This is a genomic window from Sphingobacterium sp. LZ7M1 (genome assembly GCF_024296865.1).
Taxonomy (GTDB): Bacteria; Bacteroidota; Bacteroidia; order Sphingobacteriales; family Sphingobacteriaceae; genus Sphingobacterium.
On sequence record NZ_CP101134.1, the window covers coordinates 1,706,874 to 1,726,576 of the forward strand.

13 protein-coding genes are annotated in these 19,703 nt (G+C 42.1%); 7 read left to right on the forward strand and 6 right to left on the reverse strand.

Annotated elements, in window-relative coordinates; translation table 11 throughout:
• Window positions 1-1,203: a glycosyltransferase family 4 protein gene (locus tag NMK93_RS07350; RefSeq protein ID WP_254529152.1), complete on the reverse strand. Its 1,203-nt coding sequence runs from the start codon at window positions 1,201-1,203 to the stop codon at window positions 1-3.
• A 169-nt stretch (window positions 1,204-1,372) separates the two neighbouring features.
• Here NMK93_RS07350 and NMK93_RS07355 point away from each other — a divergent pair, with 169 nt between their 5' ends.
• On the forward strand, window positions 1,373-2,848 hold the full coding sequence (locus NMK93_RS07355) for a glycoside hydrolase family 130 protein (protein WP_254529154.1): 1,476 nt from the start codon (window positions 1,373-1,375) through the stop codon (window positions 2,846-2,848).
• 2 nt (window positions 2,849-2,850) lie between these two features.
• On the opposite strand, the gene NMK93_RS07360 is transcribed toward NMK93_RS07355, so the two are convergent.
• The 5 genes from NMK93_RS07360 to NMK93_RS07375 all read right to left on the reverse strand — a co-directional run bounded on the left by NMK93_RS07360 (window position 2,851) and on the right by NMK93_RS07375 (window position 10,675).
• The gene (locus NMK93_RS07360; RefSeq protein WP_254529155.1) at window positions 2,851-3,450 is read right to left on the reverse strand and encodes a hypothetical protein; all 600 of its coding nucleotides are present in this window, start codon (window positions 3,448-3,450) and stop codon (window positions 2,851-2,853) included.
• 1,092 nt (window positions 3,451-4,542) lie between these two features.
• The gene (locus NMK93_RS07365; RefSeq protein WP_185211692.1) at window positions 4,543-5,874 is read right to left on the reverse strand and encodes an efflux RND transporter periplasmic adaptor subunit; all 1,332 of its coding nucleotides are present in this window, start codon (window positions 5,872-5,874) and stop codon (window positions 4,543-4,545) included.
• A 4-nt stretch (window positions 5,875-5,878) separates the two neighbouring features.
• Window positions 5,879-10,057 (reverse strand): CusA/CzcA family heavy metal efflux RND transporter, encoded by a 4,179-nt coding sequence (locus NMK93_RS07370; RefSeq protein ID WP_368041471.1) that lies wholly within the window; start codon window positions 10,055-10,057, stop codon window positions 5,879-5,881.
• Window positions 9,939-10,238 carry an efflux RND transporter permease subunit gene (locus NMK93_RS19795; protein WP_308214541.1) on the reverse strand — a complete coding sequence of 100 codons (300 nt, stop codon included), beginning with the start codon at window positions 10,236-10,238 and terminating at the stop codon, window positions 9,939-9,941. Before NMK93_RS19795 ends, NMK93_RS07370 begins: the two co-directional genes overlap by 119 nt.
• 113 nt (window positions 10,239-10,351) lie before the next feature.
• Entirely contained in the window at window positions 10,352-10,675 is a 324-nt protein-coding gene (locus tag NMK93_RS07375; RefSeq protein WP_185211694.1) for a DUF6660 family protein, read from the reverse strand.
• 164 nt (window positions 10,676-10,839) lie between these two features.
• Here NMK93_RS07375 and NMK93_RS07380 point away from each other — a divergent pair, with 164 nt between their 5' ends.
• The 6 genes from NMK93_RS07380 (at window position 10,840) to NMK93_RS07405 (ending at window position 19,659) form a co-directional block, all read left to right on the forward strand.
• A complete protein-coding gene (locus NMK93_RS07380) occupies window positions 10,840-11,865 on the forward strand; it encodes a hypothetical protein (RefSeq protein ID WP_254529156.1) in 1,026 nt (341 codons plus the stop codon).
• A gap of 92 nt (window positions 11,866-11,957) precedes the next feature.
• Entirely contained in the window at window positions 11,958-12,749 is a 792-nt protein-coding gene (locus tag NMK93_RS07385; RefSeq protein ID WP_254529157.1) for a trans-aconitate 2-methyltransferase, read from the forward strand.
• A gap of 321 nt (window positions 12,750-13,070) precedes the next feature.
• The gene (locus NMK93_RS07390; RefSeq protein ID WP_254529158.1) at window positions 13,071-15,827 is read left to right on the forward strand and encodes a DUF1553 domain-containing protein; all 2,757 of its coding nucleotides are present in this window, start codon (window positions 13,071-13,073) and stop codon (window positions 15,825-15,827) included.
• Window positions 15,828-15,831: 4 nt separating this feature from the next.
• The gene (locus tag NMK93_RS07395) at window positions 15,832-17,331 is read left to right on the forward strand and encodes a DUF1501 domain-containing protein (protein WP_254529159.1); all 1,500 of its coding nucleotides are present in this window, start codon (window positions 15,832-15,834) and stop codon (window positions 17,329-17,331) included.
• Window positions 17,332-17,338: 7 nt separating this feature from the next.
• The gene (locus NMK93_RS07400; RefSeq protein WP_254529160.1) at window positions 17,339-18,226 is read left to right on the forward strand and encodes a sugar phosphate isomerase/epimerase; all 888 of its coding nucleotides are present in this window, start codon (window positions 17,339-17,341) and stop codon (window positions 18,224-18,226) included.
• The gene (locus tag NMK93_RS07405) at window positions 18,223-19,659 is read left to right on the forward strand and encodes a c-type cytochrome domain-containing protein (RefSeq protein WP_254529162.1); all 1,437 of its coding nucleotides are present in this window, start codon (window positions 18,223-18,225) and stop codon (window positions 19,657-19,659) included. Before NMK93_RS07400 ends, NMK93_RS07405 begins: the two co-directional genes overlap by 4 nt.
• Window positions 19,660-19,703 lie beyond the last annotated feature (44 nt).

Sequence of the window (19,703 nt, forward strand, 5' to 3'; positions counted from 1 at the left end):
TTATGAAGAAATTAAGTTCTTAGATTTTCCAGGATCTAGGAACTTCATTGTTTTATCTTGGTATATTATGCTCTGAATTTTTGCTTTCGGATTAAGAATGGAGGATATTAAGCTCAAATGTAGTTTCCCCACATTTATCCAAGACATGGATTTACCAAAACTTTCAGCTCGCTTTTGATAACTCTCCATCAACCATGGCTTTTCAATCAATTCATTGATGCAATTTGCCAATCCTGAAGCATCATTGAAATCAAATAGCACCCCTCTACCTTCAGCCAAAAGATCCTTGGCATACCAATATGGCGTTGAAATTACGGCCGCTCCAGCACCAAGTGCAAAGGATAGGGTCCCACTGCTCATTTGGCTTTCATTTGGATATGGCGTTACATAGATATCACAGGCTTTAAGATATTGTTGTAATGTCTCATCATTTACAAAGTGATTCACAAAAAATACCTTGCCTGAAAGATTAAGATTGCCTGCCTGTTGCATCAAACTATTCTTATAAGTATCTCCTTCCTCTTTTAATACATTTGGGTGGGTAGCACCGAGGATGATATAAACAAAATTGTCCGAACGGATTTTTGAGGTAGCTTCAATGGCAATTTCATACCCCTTGCTTCTTCCAAGTAGTCCGAATGATAGCATGACCTTTTTATCTTCCAGACCTAAAATTGATTTTGCTTCTTCCTTGCTTAACTTAAAGTTCGGGACACCATGTGGAATCAATGTAAGTCGATTGGGGTTGACATGGTAAACTGTTTCCATCATTTCAATTCCCCGCTGTGTCATGACCGTAATCTTATCACTAAGGATGCTTAATTTTTGGATGACCCTGAACTCTTGAGGATTGGGATTTTGAAGGATAGTATGCAGATTGCTGATTATTTGAAAGTTGACCCGTAGCATGAAATCCAAAATGAATTCTCCCGCCTCACCTCCGAAAATTCCGAATTCATGCTGTATTATGCAACAATGGTAGCGTTGATTGTTTGCCCAATCTGCTGATTCTAAATAATCTATTTTTTCATTTCTTTTAATGGTCCTTTTAACCTCAGGAGGAAATGAATGTTCAGAACCGTCGGTGATAGCGATGACATCAACTTCATTGGAATTATCCATGATGGAGTTAAATAAATCATGCGTAAAAGTTGCTATTCCACATTTCCTAGGCGGGTAAGTGCCAATAATCAAAATTTTCATAGATATCCTTTTGCAAATTGTTTATAATTAATTCTTTACTATGTGTTGAACATTCCATAACAGGAAATTGTTCAGGTCCATTCTTCAGAAAAATTAAATATGACAAAGAATAAACAAGACCAGTTTTTAATCGTTATAAATAAGTTGTTGACTTTTAATCAAAACTATAATGGGAATAACAATAAACCGAAAGAATATACTTTTTAAACCAAAGTTGGATAGGGTATTGGCTCGCCGATTCAACCTTTCACCCGAAAGGTCAAAAAGGATTATTGAAAGGGTAATGAAATTAAGCGATGAAAAGAAGAATGCATTGATCACCCAGATTTTAAGAAATTATGCACGTAGACATCGCAGTGTTTTGAATGTATTGGAGCGAAACTATAAACTCAAAGCCCAGGAAATCAAAGACCTCCAGATTGATGCCAAGAAATTAACGGAAGTTGAAAAATTACTGATCGGATCGTATTTTACCATGGAATATTCTATTGAAGCTGCTGCCTACTTCAATCCGTCCATCGTGATATCACCGGACCAATCCCAAACGCATGAAGGAGAGAAAAGGGTGATATTGAGCTTTAGGGCAGTCGGAGAAGGGCATTTATCTTCCATCGTTTTCCGTTCGGGAATCATAGACAAAAATCTAAACATCGAACTTGATGAAGTAGGTATTTTATTGGATAAACCTAAACATGTCAAGAATTACCGATATAAGAAAGATGATTTTATAGAAAAACTGATGCAAATGCATACCGTTCAGGATGATATTAAAGAAATCATTGAAAAGAAATTGACGGAGACTTTTACCTATGATGAATTGATGCGATTTGTCAAGGAAATCGAAGAAGATAATGAGATGACCCATGACAATCAGATTCTGATGCATCAGATCATGTGGTTGGCCTCATCACATTATGAGATTTCGTATTCCTTGGATACATCGATCTCTGAACGAGTGATTTTTCCGATAAGTGATACCGAAAAAAATGGGATTGAGGACGCGAGATTTGTAGCTTTCAAAAGCGAAAAAGGCAATACAACCTATTATGCAACTTATACCGCATATGATGGCCATACCATCCTCCCCAAACTGCTTTCGACCAAAGATTTCATCAACTTCAAGGTTCAACCTATCAACGGGAAAATTGCTAATAAAGGGGCTGCACTTTTTCCTCGAAAGATCAATGGGAAATATGTCATGCTCTGCCGGATAGATGGAGAAAACAGTTATGTGTCCTTCTCCGATTCCATTACCAATTGGCATGGTGAAATCCATTTGGTCGCTGAACCTGAGTTTCCTTGGGAGTTTATCCAAGTCGGGAATTGTGGATCCCCTCTCGAAACGGAGAAAGGTTGGCTGGTGATTACCCACTCTGTAGGTCCCATGCGAGAATATGTGATCGGCGCCATGCTTCTCGACCTACATGATCCTAGCAAAGTCCTGGGAAAATTAACAGAACCACTGTTGTTTGCCAATGAAGAAGAAAGAAATGGGTATGTGCCGAATGTGCTCTATTCCTGCGGACAGATCATCCATAACAATCAATTGATTTTGCCATATGCATATTCTGACCATGAGTCTACTTATGCAACGATATGCTTAGATGAATTGCTCAACACCTTGTTGGAGGAAGGAAATCCCTAGGTTTACTTTTGTAGGATACCTTCGATCAGGGATTTCCATTGCGGATAGGAGGCACCTAACTTGGCTCCTAGGGCAACGAATAAATTCCTTAATCGGTCCAATAGCGAGTCAAGATCCAAGTTCATCATTTCATTTCGACCAAAATAGGATGCTTCCACGGTCTTTCCATCCCTTTTGACCTGAAAACTAGAAGTTGCCATGTTTTTGAAGAAATGCTTGGTTTCGTGGTCATGTTCCTGATGTGGCATATCACTCGGCCTTAAGGTTAGTGTAATGAGATCATGGGAGCTGTCTGATGATTCATTGATCTGTTCTATCTGTACGTAATCATACCCAGAGGCAGTCCATAATCCAGGTCCTGGGATGTCAATTTTCACAAAATCCCCTTCTTGTGGCTTTTCCTCCGAATGCTTTCCAAAGGCATCCAAATGCTCAAAGGTCGAAACTGGAACCTTCGCCACTTGATCCCAATTGTTGATCTCCAATAGCCTGTTCTTCGCTTCTAAGTAAAAATTCTTTGCCTGGATTTCATTCTCAAATTCTATGGAATCGGAGATATCCATGTCTTTGCCTTTATGCTGGGCCGGAATAAAATGTTTCATCGCATTGATCTTTCTTTATTAACAAGTTACATGAATAATAGTTGGCTCTTTAAGCTACCTTAATTTTGGGTGATCAGTGAAGAATCGGTACAGTTCACCTACAAAAGGCATTGTCATGCTTTACCGATGGTTAAGGGGTTTTGGATCAGTGCAATTAAGGTTTGTCTGGTTCCGAGATCCTTCCTGCGTCAGGATGACACCGGAAAAGAAAAGAATTTTTGCGATTAATGGCTCCGTTGGGGCATGTAATTATGTTTTTTTTTGTCATGTTGAGGAACGAAACATCTCGTAAAAATACAAGCATTCAAAATAAATTATATCAATTACTGAACCCCAGCGGCGGTGGAATCTTTGTAGATTAATGATGGCTAATAACAGCCAACCCGCAGCGTGGGTGGAATGTTTTTCTGAAAATCCCCGTATCAATCAGATCAAGAAAAATAGTTCCCTCATCTTACGATTTCGGGTTGACAACGATCCTAAAAAACACCAAAAAATAGATTCTTCGCTTCACTCTGAATCCCTCTAATGTGCATTTTGATTCTGAACGATCAGTGAAGAATCTGTACGGTTTTCCTCTCTGCAACCCTGTCATGCTGCACCGAAGGTGCAGGAACTGTACGCCATTGTAATTAAGGTTTGTATAGTTTCGAGATCCTTCCTTTGTCAGGATAACAGGAAGGGGAAACCGTAGGTTAAGGAACTGTAAGCCAATACCCCATCCTTAGTCTGGTTACAAGAACCTTTGTGCCTCAGGTTGGCACACAAAAAGGAAAACTTTTTTGCGATTAACGGCCCTTCTCATCAACTTCTTTTAAATTTTGTGAAAACTGAAAATTCTCGAAATCGAGAACGAGCTTCGGGTATACTTTTGCTCTTATTCGAGGCATATTCGGAAAATTCGAAATATGTCTAGAATGAAACCAAAGTGAGGTCCAATTCCAACTGCTATGGAGCAGATTGCTTATTTTAAAATTTTAATAAAGATTTTACCCTATTTAATCAGGCAATTAATTAGGTTATAAAATAAAGAAAAAGGTTTTGAAAATTACTTCCAAAACCCTTTTCTTATTGGGGTAATATGAGAGTGCCTTAATGGCTATGCCCAACTGTACCTACCATTTTGGCATTGATAAAGAAAGCATTCTTTATTACGATCCTGCTGTTAGCTGGTATTTCAATAATTGGGGTAATACCGGTATAGCCCATACTGGAAACGCCTCTAACAACTTCTATTTTTTCAAAATTAATAGGCTTGGAGGTTTCAGTATGATTATGTTCTTCACCTTCCTTATGAACATGTGGCTCTTCGGGGTGTTCATGTTCGCCTGCGTGATCATGTTCCTCGCCAGCAGCATGTTCATGGTCTTCATGTTCTGCTTCCGGTTTTTTATCGGTTTCGATAAAAATGAAGGTTTTTCCCTCTGATTCTACTATAGCCTCGTCAGGCACTGCCGCTGTTGTGACATCTTCCACACTTATGGAACCCGAGGTATTCATGCCGTCAATCAGACCAGATTTGTCTCCAATGACCATACTATGGATGGCGATGGTCTTGCTTTCATTTTCAAATGAAGCCCCAATTTGCGATATCCTTGCGGTATAGTTCTTACTCGGATTGTTGGTCGTGGTAAAACTGATTTCCTGTCCTACCTTTAATTTAGGCAAATCCCTTTCAAAGACCTGCAGGTCTAGGTGGATCATGCTATTGTCAACTACTTCTACTATAGGAGAGGAGACATCTACATAGCTGCCCAATTTAGCAAAAATATTGGATACCACTCCATTGATTGGGCTCGTGATAGTTAATGCAGACCTCAGATTAGAAGTTGAGATGGCATTGGGGTTTATCCCCAAGAGTTGGAGTTGTTTGGCGGAAGAGGCTTTTTTAGTCCTTAATATATTCAAGTTGCTCACTGCGTTTTGAAGGTTTCTTTTTACCCCTGCATTGCCGGCATTTAGTTCTTGCTGACGTTGAAGCTCCTGTTCAGCAGCTTGGATTTCATTGTTGGCATTGAGATAGTCTTCTTGAAGTTGGATGAACTGCGGATTGATAATGGTCGCTATCGTTTGTCCCTTCCTGACATGATCTCCTAATTGAACATTCAGGGATTGAATTACGCCTCCGTATAAAGGGGTGACGTTGGAACGGTTGTTATTGGGTACATTTAATACCCCGTTGGCAGTGATCCTGGCCGTCAGATTTTTCTGTTCGATCTGTCCAAATTGAATGCCCACCTCCTTGATCTGTTCCTCTGTTAGGGAAGTGATGGTTGTTTTTTCCGTAGCGCCATGTTCATGTTCATGGCCTTCTTCAGTCTCCGCAGCTTTTTCTGATTTAGTAGAACTGCTATTACAGGAAGATAATATGCATGCAAAGCCTAAGCAGAGTAATAGTTGTTTTGTTTTATTGATGGATTGCATAAGCCTATTGATTGATAATTGAATAAATTGAAATGACAGATTCATTGACACTTTGAATGCTTTTTAAATAATTCAAATAGATATCTGTCGTGGTCTGAAGGGCAAAAAGATATTCTACATAGGAAATATCTCCTGCTGAATAACCTAGTTTTGCGGCATTGATGATCTCTCTTGCATTTGGCAAGGCATTGTCCTTGAAATAATTGAACTGAGCTAGGTTCTGTTCATATTGATTCATCAGGTTGCTGTATTCGTTCTGGAGTTTTTGCTTTTCCCATTCTGCGGCCATCTCTGCGGCCTGTTTTTCAAAGTCTAGGGACCTGATCTTGGCCTTTGTGGTTCCGTAGGTTAAAGGGATGGCAATGCCTACATCAAAAGAATTGAACCTTTGGCCACGGCCATAATACTTTTCAATCCCATTCCTTTCATGCATGCCCATTAAAGAGGCATTGGTATATCCAATATTAAAATCGGGCAATCCTGAGGACTTCTCCACCTGTTTACTTGATTCCGCTATCCGTGCCTGTTGGTAAAGGGCCTGGATTTGTGGATGATCGGCTATTTTTGACGTATCGGTTATCTCTGAAAGTCGGATAGGTTCAAATATTTCATCCGTTTCAACTTCGAAATCCTCTGAAACCTGCATCAGATTCTTTAGACTGTTATAGTCGTTTTTCATCAAGGTTTCATTTTGCTTATATAACAAGTTGATTTCCCCTTGTTTAGCCTGTGCAGTATTGATATCCACCTTTTTGGTGTCACCAGCATTATATCGCACTTCTGCAATCCGAATAAAATCCCTATAGATACTATCCAATGATTTAAGTTCCCTTTCATTGTTCTCTAGGTAAGCTATCTGCAAAAAGTAGGTACGGACCTGTTGTTTTAATTGGTTTATTCCTACAGATTTTTCTACCTGTTTGGCCTTCACCTGCTCGGTTATCAAAGCTTTCCTAGATTTAAAAAGTGTAGGGAAGGGGATGGTCTGGGAGATGGAAATGGCATCGTTCTGTTCAAAGCCATCGTTTTGGCCATATTGAAAATTCAGGTCTGTTTTAGGGAGTTCTCCACTTGTTCTGAGGAGGCTCTCTGCAGCTCGGATTTCAAGGTCGTTGGCCTTTAATCCTTTATTGTTGTCCACAGCAATTTGAATAGCCTGATCCATATTGACCTTTTGCTGGGCATTTGCAGTCGATAGACCTAAAAAGCCAAGGATAAATATGCTAATCGTCGTTTTCATATCCATAGGTTTTACCTTGATTTTAGAATTGAAAATAATATATAACAAAGGAAGGACAAAGAGTGTCAGGATCGTTGCAGTGACTAATCCACCGATAACCACCGTGGCGAGGGGTTTCTGAACTTCTGCACCGGCACTAGTACTTATGGCCATTGGCAAAAATCCCAAAGAGGCCACAGTAGCCGTCATCAATACAGGTCGTAACCTGATTTCAGTCCCTACCTTTACACGCTGTATGATATCGGTCATTCCTTCTTTTTCAAGCTGATTAAACTTTCCTATCAATACAATACCATTCAGTACGGCGACACCGAAAAGGGCAATAAAACCAACTCCAGCACTGATACTAAATGGCATATCCCGGATCAGCAGGGCAAACACCCCGCCGATGGCACTCATTGGAATGGCTGTAAATATCAATGTTGCCTGCTTGAAGGAATGGAACGTGAAATATAGTAACAGGAAGATCAGGAAAAGGGAAATAGGTACTGCAATCATCAGTCTGGAACTGGCCTGTTGAAGGTTTTCAAATTGGCCTCCATACGTAAAATAATAACCCGATGGCAGCTTGACCTGGGTACCTAACTTATCTTGTATTTCTTCGACGACAGATTGAACATCTCTTCCAGCAACGTTGAAACCTATAACAATCCTTCTTTTACCTTCTTCACGACTGATCTGAGCGGGTCCGACGGTAAAATCAATCTTAGCGACTTGAGAAAGTGGGATCTGTTGATGGTTTTGTGTTGGGATCAAGAGTTGGCTCACATCTTCTATATTGTTCCTATGTTCGTCATGCAGACGCACCACCAAGTCAAATCTCCGTTCATTTTCATATACCATTCCACTGCTTTTTCCTGCGAATGCGGTACTGACCACATCATTGACATCTTCAACGGCCAAACCATAATTGGCCATTCTCACCCGGTCGTATTGAATATTGATTTGAGGAAGTCCGGTCACTTGTTCCACCTGTGGTGCTGTTGTTCCGGGAACGGTTTGGATTATTGCATTTACCATGTTAGCATAGTTAAGCAAGGTATCTAGGTTCTCACCAAAGATTTTCACGGCTACATCCTGACGGATACCCGTCATCAATTCATTGAAGCGCATTTGGATAGGCTGGTTCTTTTCAAAGAAAACCCCTGGAATGACCTGTAGCTTTTCCATAATGGCATTGCCGAGTTCTTCGTAGGACCTGCCTGATTTCCATTCATTTTGTGGATTTAATATCACCATGATATCGGTAGCTTCTGGTGGCATAGGGTCAGTGGGCACTTCGGCAGCACCGGTCTTTCCCACCACCATTTTTACCTCTTCAAACTCCTTGATAATCCTAGATGCTTGCATGGAGGTTTCTATACTTTGACTCAATGAGGTGCCGGGAGGGAGGATACAGTGAAAGGCATAATCTCCTTCCTGGAGCTGTGGAATAAATTCTCCACCCATTCTGTTGAAAACAAAGATGGTAAACAGGAATATGGCGACCGCAATGGATACAATGATATATTTTACGCGTATCGCTTTATCCAATAAAGGCGCATATAGCTGATGTAATTTTTCAATGAATTTATCGCTGAAAGTCTTTTTGTCATGACCTTTCCTTGGAAGAAAAAGGGCACACATCATTGGGATATAGGTTAGGGAAAGGATTAAAGCACCGAATATGGCAAAACCAACCGTTTTCGCCATCGGTGAAAACATTTTCCCTTCTACGCCCACTAATGTTAAGATTGGAATATATACAATAAGGATAATGATTTCCCCAAAAGCGGCTTGGGTCCTGATCTTGGAGGCTGAATCGAAAACCTCCTGGTCCATTTCCTTTTGGCTAAGTCTGTGGGTGGATTTCCTTAATCCTAAATGGTGCAAAGTTGCCTCCACCACAATGACTGCCCCGTCTACGATAAGACCGAAGTCAATCGCCCCTAGACTCATTAAGTTTGCACTGACCCCAAACACGTTCATCATCCCCAAGGCGAATAACAAAGAGAGAGGAATGGCCGAGGCGACTATCAATCCCGCCCGGAGATTACCTAAAAAGAGGACCAAGACAAAAATAACAATCAAGGCACCTTCGATCAGATTTTGCTCTACGGTTCCAATGGCTCTGCCAATAAGGTCGGTACGATCTAAATATGGTTCTATTACTATATCCTCAGGTAATGAATTCTGGATGGTAGGTAACTTTTCCTTGATACGGTTGACGACGTCATTACTGTTCTCGCCTTTCAGCATCATCACCACACCGCCCACTGCATCAACCTCTCCATTGTAAGTCAATGCTCCGTAACGAACCGCTGATCCTAGTCTTACATCTGCTACATCCTTGATGAAGATAGGTACAATACCATCTGTTTTTACAGCGATATTACCGACATCTTCCAAAGAACTTACTAATCCAATTCCTCTGATAAAATAAGCGTTGGGTTTTTTGTCTATATATGCGCCACCCGTATTTTGGTTGTTTTTTTCAAGAGCATCGAAAATATCAGGGATGCTGACACCCATGGCGCGCAATTGATCGGGGTGAACGGCTACTTCATACTGTTTCAGTTGACCGCCAAAGCTGTTTACTTCGGCCACTCCAGGAGTACCATAAAGTTGACGGGCTACTATCCAATCCTGCATCTCCCGCAAATCCATGGAGCTGTATTTGCTTTCACTTCCTTTTTTCGGGTGAATAATGTACTGGTAGACTTCACCTAGTCCGGTGGAGACTGGGGCCATTTCCGGATTACCTATGTTTTTGGGTATGTCTTCGGTGGCTTCGATGAGCCTTTGATTAATCAGTTGCCGCGCGAAATAGATGTCTACATCCTCTTTAAAGACTACAGTAATGAGTAATGACAGAAAGGCCAAACCGAGAAATAGATCGGATTTCCTCAATATCTGGAATATTGGCAATGCTCTGCTCGATTGGGAAAGTAACAAGTCGTTCAACTTCCTGTCCTGCAAGTGTTGGCGTACTGGTGAATATCTGAACCTGATTGTTAGTGATGTCAGGAACGGCATCAATGGGTAATTTGGTAGCTGACCATACTCCCCAAACTATCAAGACCAAGGTCATTATACCAATAATGATCTTATTCTTGATACTAAATTTTATGATTTGATCTAGCACATGAATGGCTTTAAATTCAACATTTTACGTTTTTAGGATATAGGCATAACTTGCTCTATCCAATAGGTTTTCTTCCAGAATCAAAAATTCTGAAATAACATAAAGATTGAATATTAAACCTGAGGGGGTTGCCAAATGTTTTCCTGGTCATTGCTGACTAGTGGGTATTCTTTTTCTGTTAAATCTATGTTGGAATAGGATTCAATTGGTTTTTCAAGCTTTAACATATGAAAACTCGCAACCGTTAAGGAAATTCCGCAGCATGAACAGGTACAGAAAGGTGTACAGCTGTCTTTGGAGCAGTCATGTTGTTCCTGATGGGTTGATTTTTCAGTTGAGCTATGGAGATGGGCATGAGATTCCGTCATGCGATCACTGCATGGTATCAAGGTAAGGACCATGACATAAACCATTAATATGATAGAAGCGAATCTCATTACTGCAAATATATAGAATCTAATGATTGGGAAATTAGTGATAATCAATAAATAAGGCTTAATGTAACAAGAAAGTTGCGATTAATAAGTATCGAATCCCAAGCAATCTCGTTTTTTAATTAATCTACCGCCTTTTTTGGCTATCTATTAATAAATACATCACTATGGGAAATATTCCCCAAAAAATCTTAATTGGAACACATCATTTGGATCATATTGGGGGATCCGAAGCGTATACTTACGATCTGATCAAGGCCCTAAAAAATATGGAAGGTATAGAAGTGGAGTATTTCACTTTCGATAAAGGAGCGGTCTCTCAAAAAATTGAAGAGGAACTTCAGGTTTCCTTTATGTCCAAGAAAAAGTATGACTTGGTCATTGCTAACCATAATACCACCGTGAAAGAGCTTTATGGTCAAGCGCCCATTCTTCAAGTCTGCCATGGCATCATTCCTGATCTGGAACAGCCATCGCCATTGGCAGATTATCATGTAGGGATATCTGAGGAAGTTTCAGATCATTTAGTAGAATTAGGATATCCTAATTCCATCATTCTTAATGGCATCGATGTCAACAAGAAAAAGTCCATAGTGGCTCCCAATGATGAATTGGAAAGTGTTCTCTCTTTATGTCAAAGTGAGAAAGCTAATAAACTATTGCAAAAGGTTTGTGAGGATAAAGGTTTGGAATTCAAGTCTTTTAATAAACATGTTAACCCAACTCTCAATATAGAGAAACAGATCAATAAAGCGGACTTGGTTGTGGGGGTGGGAAGATCCATCTATGACGCCATGGCTTGTGGAAGGCCCTGTTTAATCTATGATAATCGGGGATATAATGGAAATAAGGCCGATGGATACCTTAGACCTAGAAATTTCTGGAAATATGTGAAGAATAATTGCTCCGGTCGCTATTTAAATAGAAAATATACGGAGAAGGACCTGATCCGGGAACTGGAGAAATATAATCCGCAGCATGGTCAAGAATTGCGAAACATTGCTGTTGAGAACCTTAATTCACAGAACATGGCTGTGGAGTTACTCAATATGCAGCAGAATTTTACTTGGAAAAATAAGTTCAAGAAATGGAAAAGGTTTTCAGACCATGCGAAATTAGTGAAGCATGCCCTGCTTTACAAGAGATTGTATAATGCAACTGGTATTGAGTATTTTAACAAGTCCTTGATGTAGCCTGTGAATTTTCAACCTTTATTTTTTCAATAAAATTATACCATAATAATCTGGATAATTCATAATTTACAGAGCCTAAATTAAATGAAATTATGCAGAAATTCGTCGATCGTTCAGAGCAAGCAGCAGATAAGATTTTTGATAGCCGGACCGTACAAAAAGATTACCACAGCATCATGGGAATAATAAAGCCCGGAATGTCGGTTTTGGATGTAGGCTGCGGTACAGGAGCGATTAGTAAGGGCATCGCAGAACTGGTAGGACCCACTGGAAAAGTGATCGGTATAGACAATACCCGTGATTTTATTGAATCTGGGAAGCGGAATTATGCAGAGCTGGACAACCTTAAATTAGTACATGCCGATATTTTTGATTATTCAAATACAGAAAAATTTGATTTGGTTGTTTCTGCCAGGACATTACAATGGTTATCCAAACCAAATGAAGCCATTAGACAAATGATAACATTCCTGAAACCTAATGGGATACTTTCTGTTTTGGACTATATCCATGAAGACATTGAGTGGAACCCTAAAATCCCGGAAAGCATGGCCAACTATTACAGTTCATGGTTGAAGTGGAGATCAGATAATGGAATGAATAACCGCATGGCGGAATGCTTGCCCATAATTTTCAATGAGAATGGATTAAGGAACATTGAAGTCCGGGAGTCCAATGAGACCTATCTGAAAGATCAAGATGATTTTGAAGATAAATTGGGGATCTGGATCAAAGTAGCCAGTTCAAAGCAGCTTGTTGAAGAACAGTATGTTACGGAAGAATTAAGACAGAAAGCAATTTTGGACTATCAAAATTGGATCAGCAGTGATGCCCAAGCGATGCAAATGATGCTGAAAGAGGTGCGAGGGCAAAAGATAGAGTAAGTCTATACATATATTTCAAGTCTAAAGGTTCCTTTAGACTTTTCAGTCTCAAAATTTATACAATTCCAATATCATTTTTTTTAGTAGATTTATTAGATAAATAACTTATTCAACGTGTTTTATTTATAAACCTAACCATACATAAGTATTTGTATTTTATTATAAAATATAAATACCGAGTTAAAAAAAGCTTAGTATCCATCAATCTTGAGTAAGATTGTGTATACATTCTATGCTAATTTTACGTATGGATACATAATCCTGCTTATGGGCTATGTATGAACGCAATAAACCTATAACTAAGCGTAATATAAATCTGCAATGAGAAGAAAAATATTGGTTTTTTCTGCTTTGGCTGTTCTGGTGTTGACCGTCGGTTTTTTTACTGTACATAACAGTGAAGAAGTGGATTTCAGCAAAGATGTTAAGCCCATCCTGAACAAGCATTGTATTTCATGCCATGGTGGGGTGAAAAAAAATGGCGACCTGAGTTTTCTTTTCGAAGAGGAAGCCTTTGCCAATGCGAAGTCAGGTGAGCCCGCAATCATCCGCGGTGATGCCGAGCACAGTAACATGATCAAACGCCTGACCGAAGAGGATCCTGAATTGCGCATGCCCTACAATGCCGCAAAATTGGATGACAGTGAAATCGATATCCTGCGTAAATGGATAGACCAAGGGGCTAAATGGGGCAAGCATTGGGCATATGAGCTGCCTGAAGAAGTGGAGGTTCCTAAATCCTTTTCATTCGCCTCCCTTTTTGGTTTCAAGCCAAAAGGGATTAACAATAACATAGACTATTTCATTAAAGATAAATTGGATGATCAGGGACTTTCTTCTTCGGAAGAAGCTGCCCGAGAAACTCTTTTGAGAAGGGTTTATCTGGACCTGGTCGGTGTTCCGCCAAGCCTTGAGGAGGTAGAAGCCTTTAAAAATGATAATCGCGACGACGCCTACGAAATAAGGGTGGATAGCTTGCTCAATTCGCAGCAGTATGGCGAGAAATGGGCCTCCTGGTGGCTCGATATGGCCAGATATGCTGATACCAAAGGCTATGAAAAGGATATGTCCAGGCAGATCTGGGAGTATAGGGACTGGGTGATCCGAGCCTTCAACAAGGACATGCCCTATGATCAGTTCAGTATAGAACAGCTTGCCGGAGACCTGTTGCCTGAACCTAGCAAGGACCAACTGATTGCTACGGCATTCCACAGGAATACCATGAATAATGATGAGGGTGGTACAGACAGTGAGGAGTTTAGGGTTGCTGCGGTCCTGGACCGTGTAAATACAACCTATCAGGTTTGGTTGAGTACGACCTTTGAATGTGTGCAATGCCATAGCCATACCTATGATCCCTTCAAATTTGAGGAATATTATAAATCCGTCGCCTTTTTTAACAATACGCGAGATGAAGATACCGAAGGGGATCATCCGAGACTGCGTTTTTATGGCGAACAGGAGCAACATAAAATTGATAGCATCAAGACTTGGTTGACCCAATATGGCAATGAGAAGCTGCTGCATTCGACGGACCTTTTCTTAAAAAGCCTTGAACCTAAGATACATGCTCATTATACAGATCAACTGAACAATGCCGCTCTATACGATACTAAATGGTTAGGGGTGCGTAGTGGTGGAAATGCCAGAATGAGGAACATCCAACTGGATGGAAAGAAGTTGATCTACCTGAACTATTGGACTGGAAATACAGGTGGAAGGCTGGAAATCCGTAAGGACAGTTTAGCTGGAGAATCCATCGCCAGTATTGAGCTTCCAAGTACACAGGGAAGACAGGTGATACAGGCTCCGATAGCCGCTACCCAAGGCCGACATGATCTTTACCTGGTATTTACCAATCCCAAATTAGGGAAGGATGAACCGGTGTGCATGGTGGAATGGTTGGCTTTTCGGGAGCCATTTCCTGACATGAAGGCGCCTGGTGCGGAGCATATTCAAAAAAGTATATTGCAATTGGTCAATACTAATCCTTCCAGTGTTCCGATCATGATCGAGAACCCTGAGGACATGAAAAGGACCACCAAGATATTTGAACGTGGAAACCGTTTGGCGCCGGGGGATGTGGTGGAGCCCAAAGTACCGGAAGCATTGAACCCATTTCCGAAAGGAGCTCCCAACAACCGATTGGGCTTTGCACAGTGGTTGGTTGCCAAAGATAATCCGCTGACGGCAAGGACGCTGGTAAACCGGGTATGGGCGCAGCTGTTCGGTAGAGGGTTGGTAGAACCATTGGGGGATATGGGAACCCAGAGCAATCCACCGATCCATAGGGAATTGCTGGATTACCTTGCCTTGGATCTGATGCATGAAAAGGAATGGAGCATGAAGTCCTTGGTCAAGGATATCGTTCTTTCCTCAACCTATAGACAGTCATCCAGCCTGGATAGCAAGGATGCCAAAAAGGATCCGGAGAACTATTACTTGGCAAGAGGTCCACGTTTTAGACTTTCTGCAGAACAGATCCGTGACCAAGCGCTGACGGTAAGTGGGTTGCTGAGTGGCAAGATGTTTGGACCAAGCGTGATGCCGCATCAACCAGATGGAGTTTGGATGTCGGTGTACAGTGGCGAAGCCTGGAAGAAAAGTGAGGGTGAAGACCAATTCAGAAGAGGAATCTATACCTTCCTGAAACGGACCAGTCCTTATCCTTCCTTTATTTCCTTTGATGCATCGAGTAGGGAAGTCTGTCTCGTGGACAGAATCAGGACGAATACTCCGCTCCAAGCATTGACGACATTGAACGACCCGGTTTATATAGAGGCAGCGAAGAACCTCGCCGCAATTATGAAAAAAGAATCTAATGGAGACCTGAAATCAGGGATAGCGGCTGGATACCGGCATACGATGTTCAGGGATCTCTCCGCCGATAAATTGGCTGCACTAGAGAAACTCTATGCGCAAGCCTATGATAATTTTGAAAAGCGACCAGCTGAGGCGGAAAAGTTCATGGGCAAGGACCATGTTTCGCCTAACAGTAAAGAGCTGATCAGTGATGCTGCATATACCTTGGTAGCGAACGCTCTGTTGAACCTAGATGAATTTTTGACTAAATCTTAAGGACATGAAAGACTTTGATAAGCTAATGAAAGAGGCCTACCATAGGCAGTTGCAGGCAGAGACTAGGCGACATTTCCTTAAGAAATGTGTTGCTGGGATTGGAAGCATCGCCCTTGGGGGAATGATGGCAAGTTGTATGCGTTCTGGAAATTCTGCAAATGCTGAAGGCATTGACCTCAATTCCTTGAATCCTTTGCTGCCCCGGGCCCCTCACTTTGCCGGAAAGGCCAAGAACGTAATCTATCTTCATATGGCCGGAGCGCCGTCCCAATTGGAGCTTTTTGATTATAAACCTGCTTTGCAGAAACTTCATAACCAACCTTGCCCAGAATCTTTGTTAGCGGGTAAGACCTTCGCTTTTATCCGTGGTGTTCCCAAAATGTTGGGGCCGCAGGCAACTTTTAAGCAATATGGACAGAGCGGAGCTTGGGTTTCGGATCATCTCCCACACTTTAGCAGGGTGGTCGACGAGGTGAGTTTCCTGAAGGCTGTACATACCGACCAGTTTAATCACGGTCCGGCCCAATTGTTCATGCATACCGGAAGTGCCCGATTAGGACGTCCGAGCATCGGCTCTTGGGTAACCTATGGCCTGGGTTCGGAGAACAGCAATTTGCCGGGATTTGTAGTGCTGACTTCTGGGGGGAAGACTCCAGATGCGGGGAAAAGTGTTTGGGGCAGTGGCTTCCTGCCTTCAGTGTACCAAGGGGTGCAGTGTAGGTCTAAAGGTGACCCGGTGCTCTATATTGCCGATCCGGAAGGGATGGACCGCGACCTCAAGCGGAACGCCATAGATGCCATCAATCAGGTGAACAAGGAGGAGTACGAAACGTTCAAAGATCCTGAGACCCTGTCCAGGATAGCACAATATGAGATGGCCTATAAAATGCAGGTAGCAGTTCCTGAGGTGATGGACATCAACAATGAACCGGAATATATACACGAACTCTATGGCACTAAACCAGGGCAGGAGTCTTTTGCGAATAACTGTCTGCTGGCACGTAAGCTCGTGGAGAAGGGGGTTCGGTTCGTTCAGCTCTTCGATTGGGGCTGGGATAGCCATGGTACCAATCCTTCTGATTCCATTGACCTCGGCTTTCGCAACAAATGCCGCGAGATTGACCGCCCGATGACTGCACTCATCATGGACCTCAAGCAACGTGGTTTGCTGGAAGAGACCTTGGTAGTTTGGGGTGGCGAGTTCGGAAGGACCCCGATGCAGGAAAACCGTGACAACAACGATATGCCTTTCCTTGGACGTGACCACCATACCGATGCTTATACTATCTGGATGGCCGGTGGTGGTATCCGCAATGGGGTCAGCTATGGTGAAACGGATGAAATTGGGTTTACGGGAATTAGTGGAAGATCTTCAGTACATGATGTACATGCGACCATGCTGCATTTGCTAGGGTTTGACCATGAAAAGTTTACCTATGAATTCCAAGGACGGCCGTTTAGGCTGACCGATGTGGAAGGGACCGTAATCAAAGATATTATCTAAACAATATATGAAGAACCTTTTTAGGCTATTGATCATTCTGGTCTGTCAAATGAATTTTCTGTTTGCACAGACGGAAAAGGGACCGACCATCAAATATTATTGTACAAACTGGGGCATGACTGATAGCTGGGCCGACTTCTGTAAGAAAGTGAAGGCGGCTGGATATGATGGCGTGGAGACTTGGTTGCCAAGTGGGCAGGCTGAAAGGACTGCTATGCTAAAAGCGCTGAAGGAAAATGGACTTTCCTTGGGGCTGCTCGCTGGAGGGGGTGGAAGTGACTTTACAGCCTATATGGGCAGTTTTGAGAATAACCTCAAGGAAGCTATTAAACTAAAGCCGGATTATATCAATTGCCATACAGGAAAAGAGTATTACAGTTTTGAGGAAAACAAGAAGCTGATCTTGCTTGCCTATGGGATGAGCAAGCAATCAGGAATACCGATTTACCATGAGACGCATCGTGGACGGTTCAGTTTTGCAGCTAATATTACCAAAGAATATCTTGAAAAGATACCTGAATTGACCCTAGCCTTGGATATATCCCATTGGTGTGTCGTCCATGAATCCTTGCTTTCGGACCAAAAAGAGGCAGTGGAACTTGCCCTTTCGAGAACCGGACATATCCATACACGAGTTGGGCATCAGCAGGGCGCTCAGGTGAACGATCCGGCAGCCCCTGAATGGAAAGCTGCCCTGGACCAACACTTGGCATGGTGGGATGCCATCGTTGATCGGCATAAAAAGCAAGGTAAGTCTACGCTGACCATGTGCATGGAATTTGGTCCATCGGGTTATTTGCCCACCTTGCCTTATACCCAACAACCTGTTGCCGATCAATGGTCTGTAAATAAATTTATGTTGGATCTCCTGAAGAAAAGATATAGCTCCTTATGAAGTTTCTAGAAGAATTGGCCTCCTTTTTCGGTCGTTTCCACCCAATCCTAGTCCATCTGCCAATCGGAATGCTTGTGCTAGCCTTTGCAATGGCAGCTTTCGAAAAGGTCAAGAAAACTGTTGAGTATGGTTCAGCGATTAGGTTTTCGCTATTGTTGGGGGCTTTTGCTGCTGTATTGGCTGCGGTTACGGGGTTCTTGCTGTCCAAGGATGGAGGCTATGAGGATGATGTCCTAGATTTCCACCAATGGCTAGGGATCTCAGTTGCCCTATTGTCTTTGCTGAGCTATTGGCTCTACCGTGACGGAAATACAGCGCAGGGGATTCTGGGAAAGTTGAAGGCTCAACGTTTTGTGATCCTGTTGCTGATGGTCGTTCTATTGGGATTTACAGGTCATTTTGGTGGGACATTAACCCATGGTAAAGGTTATATCAAGGATGCAATTCCTTCGGATATAAAAGCCGCATTGGGCATCGAGGACAAGGAGGAAGAGATTATGGTACTGGAGAACGTTCAGGAAGCTGAAGTCTATGGACAGGTCATCCAACCTATACTAAAGGCTAGGTGCCAGAGTTGCCATGGTGAAAAGAAACAGGAAGGTGAATTCTCCTTACATAACAAGGAAAGCCTACTGAAAGGCGGTGAATCAGGATCTTTGTTGGAAGCAGGGAACAAGGATAAAAGTGAACTCTATAGGCGACTTATCTTACCAGAAGGCCATGAGGATAGGATGCCACCAAAAGGTAGGAAACCTATTACAAACGATCAGATCAAGCTAATTGCTTGGTGGATTGATAGCGGACTGGCTTTTGATAAAAAGGTAAAGCAAGTGGATCAAGGGCAGGAAATAGCAGCAATCCTTAAAAAGCTGGAAAGTCCGGCTGAACCCACTGAATCACCAATGTTGTATGCCAACCTACCAGAAGCTCCAGACCTTCCAGAAGAACGATTGGAGGCTTGGCAGGCTAAAGGGATAAAGGTCCTTCCGGTAGCTACGGAAAACAACTATGTGACAATCAATGCCATTAATTATCCAGAGCTCAACGATAAGGATATTGAAGATCTGATGCATATCAAAGAAAATATTGTACAGTTGAAACTTGGGCATACCAAAGTAACGGATCAAGGCATGAAACTTTTGACTTCATTGCCAAACCTGGTCCGTCTGCATTTGGAACATACCGGAGTTACCGACAAAGGAATGGAAATCTTGAAGTCTGCTCCACAGTTGGCCTATCTCAATATCGTAGGAACAAAGGTTACCGAAAAGGGAGTGCAACAGCTCAGCTCGATCAAGTCACTGAAGGACATCTATGCCTTCCAAAGTGGAGTTAAATTAAATGCAGATAACTTAAAGGGGAATGGGAATTCCAGGTTAGACACCGGTAACTATGAATTACCGTTTCTTGAGTCTGATACCATACAATATTAAACCCAAAAGAACGATAGGACATACCTGTTTTGGGTTTAATGGAA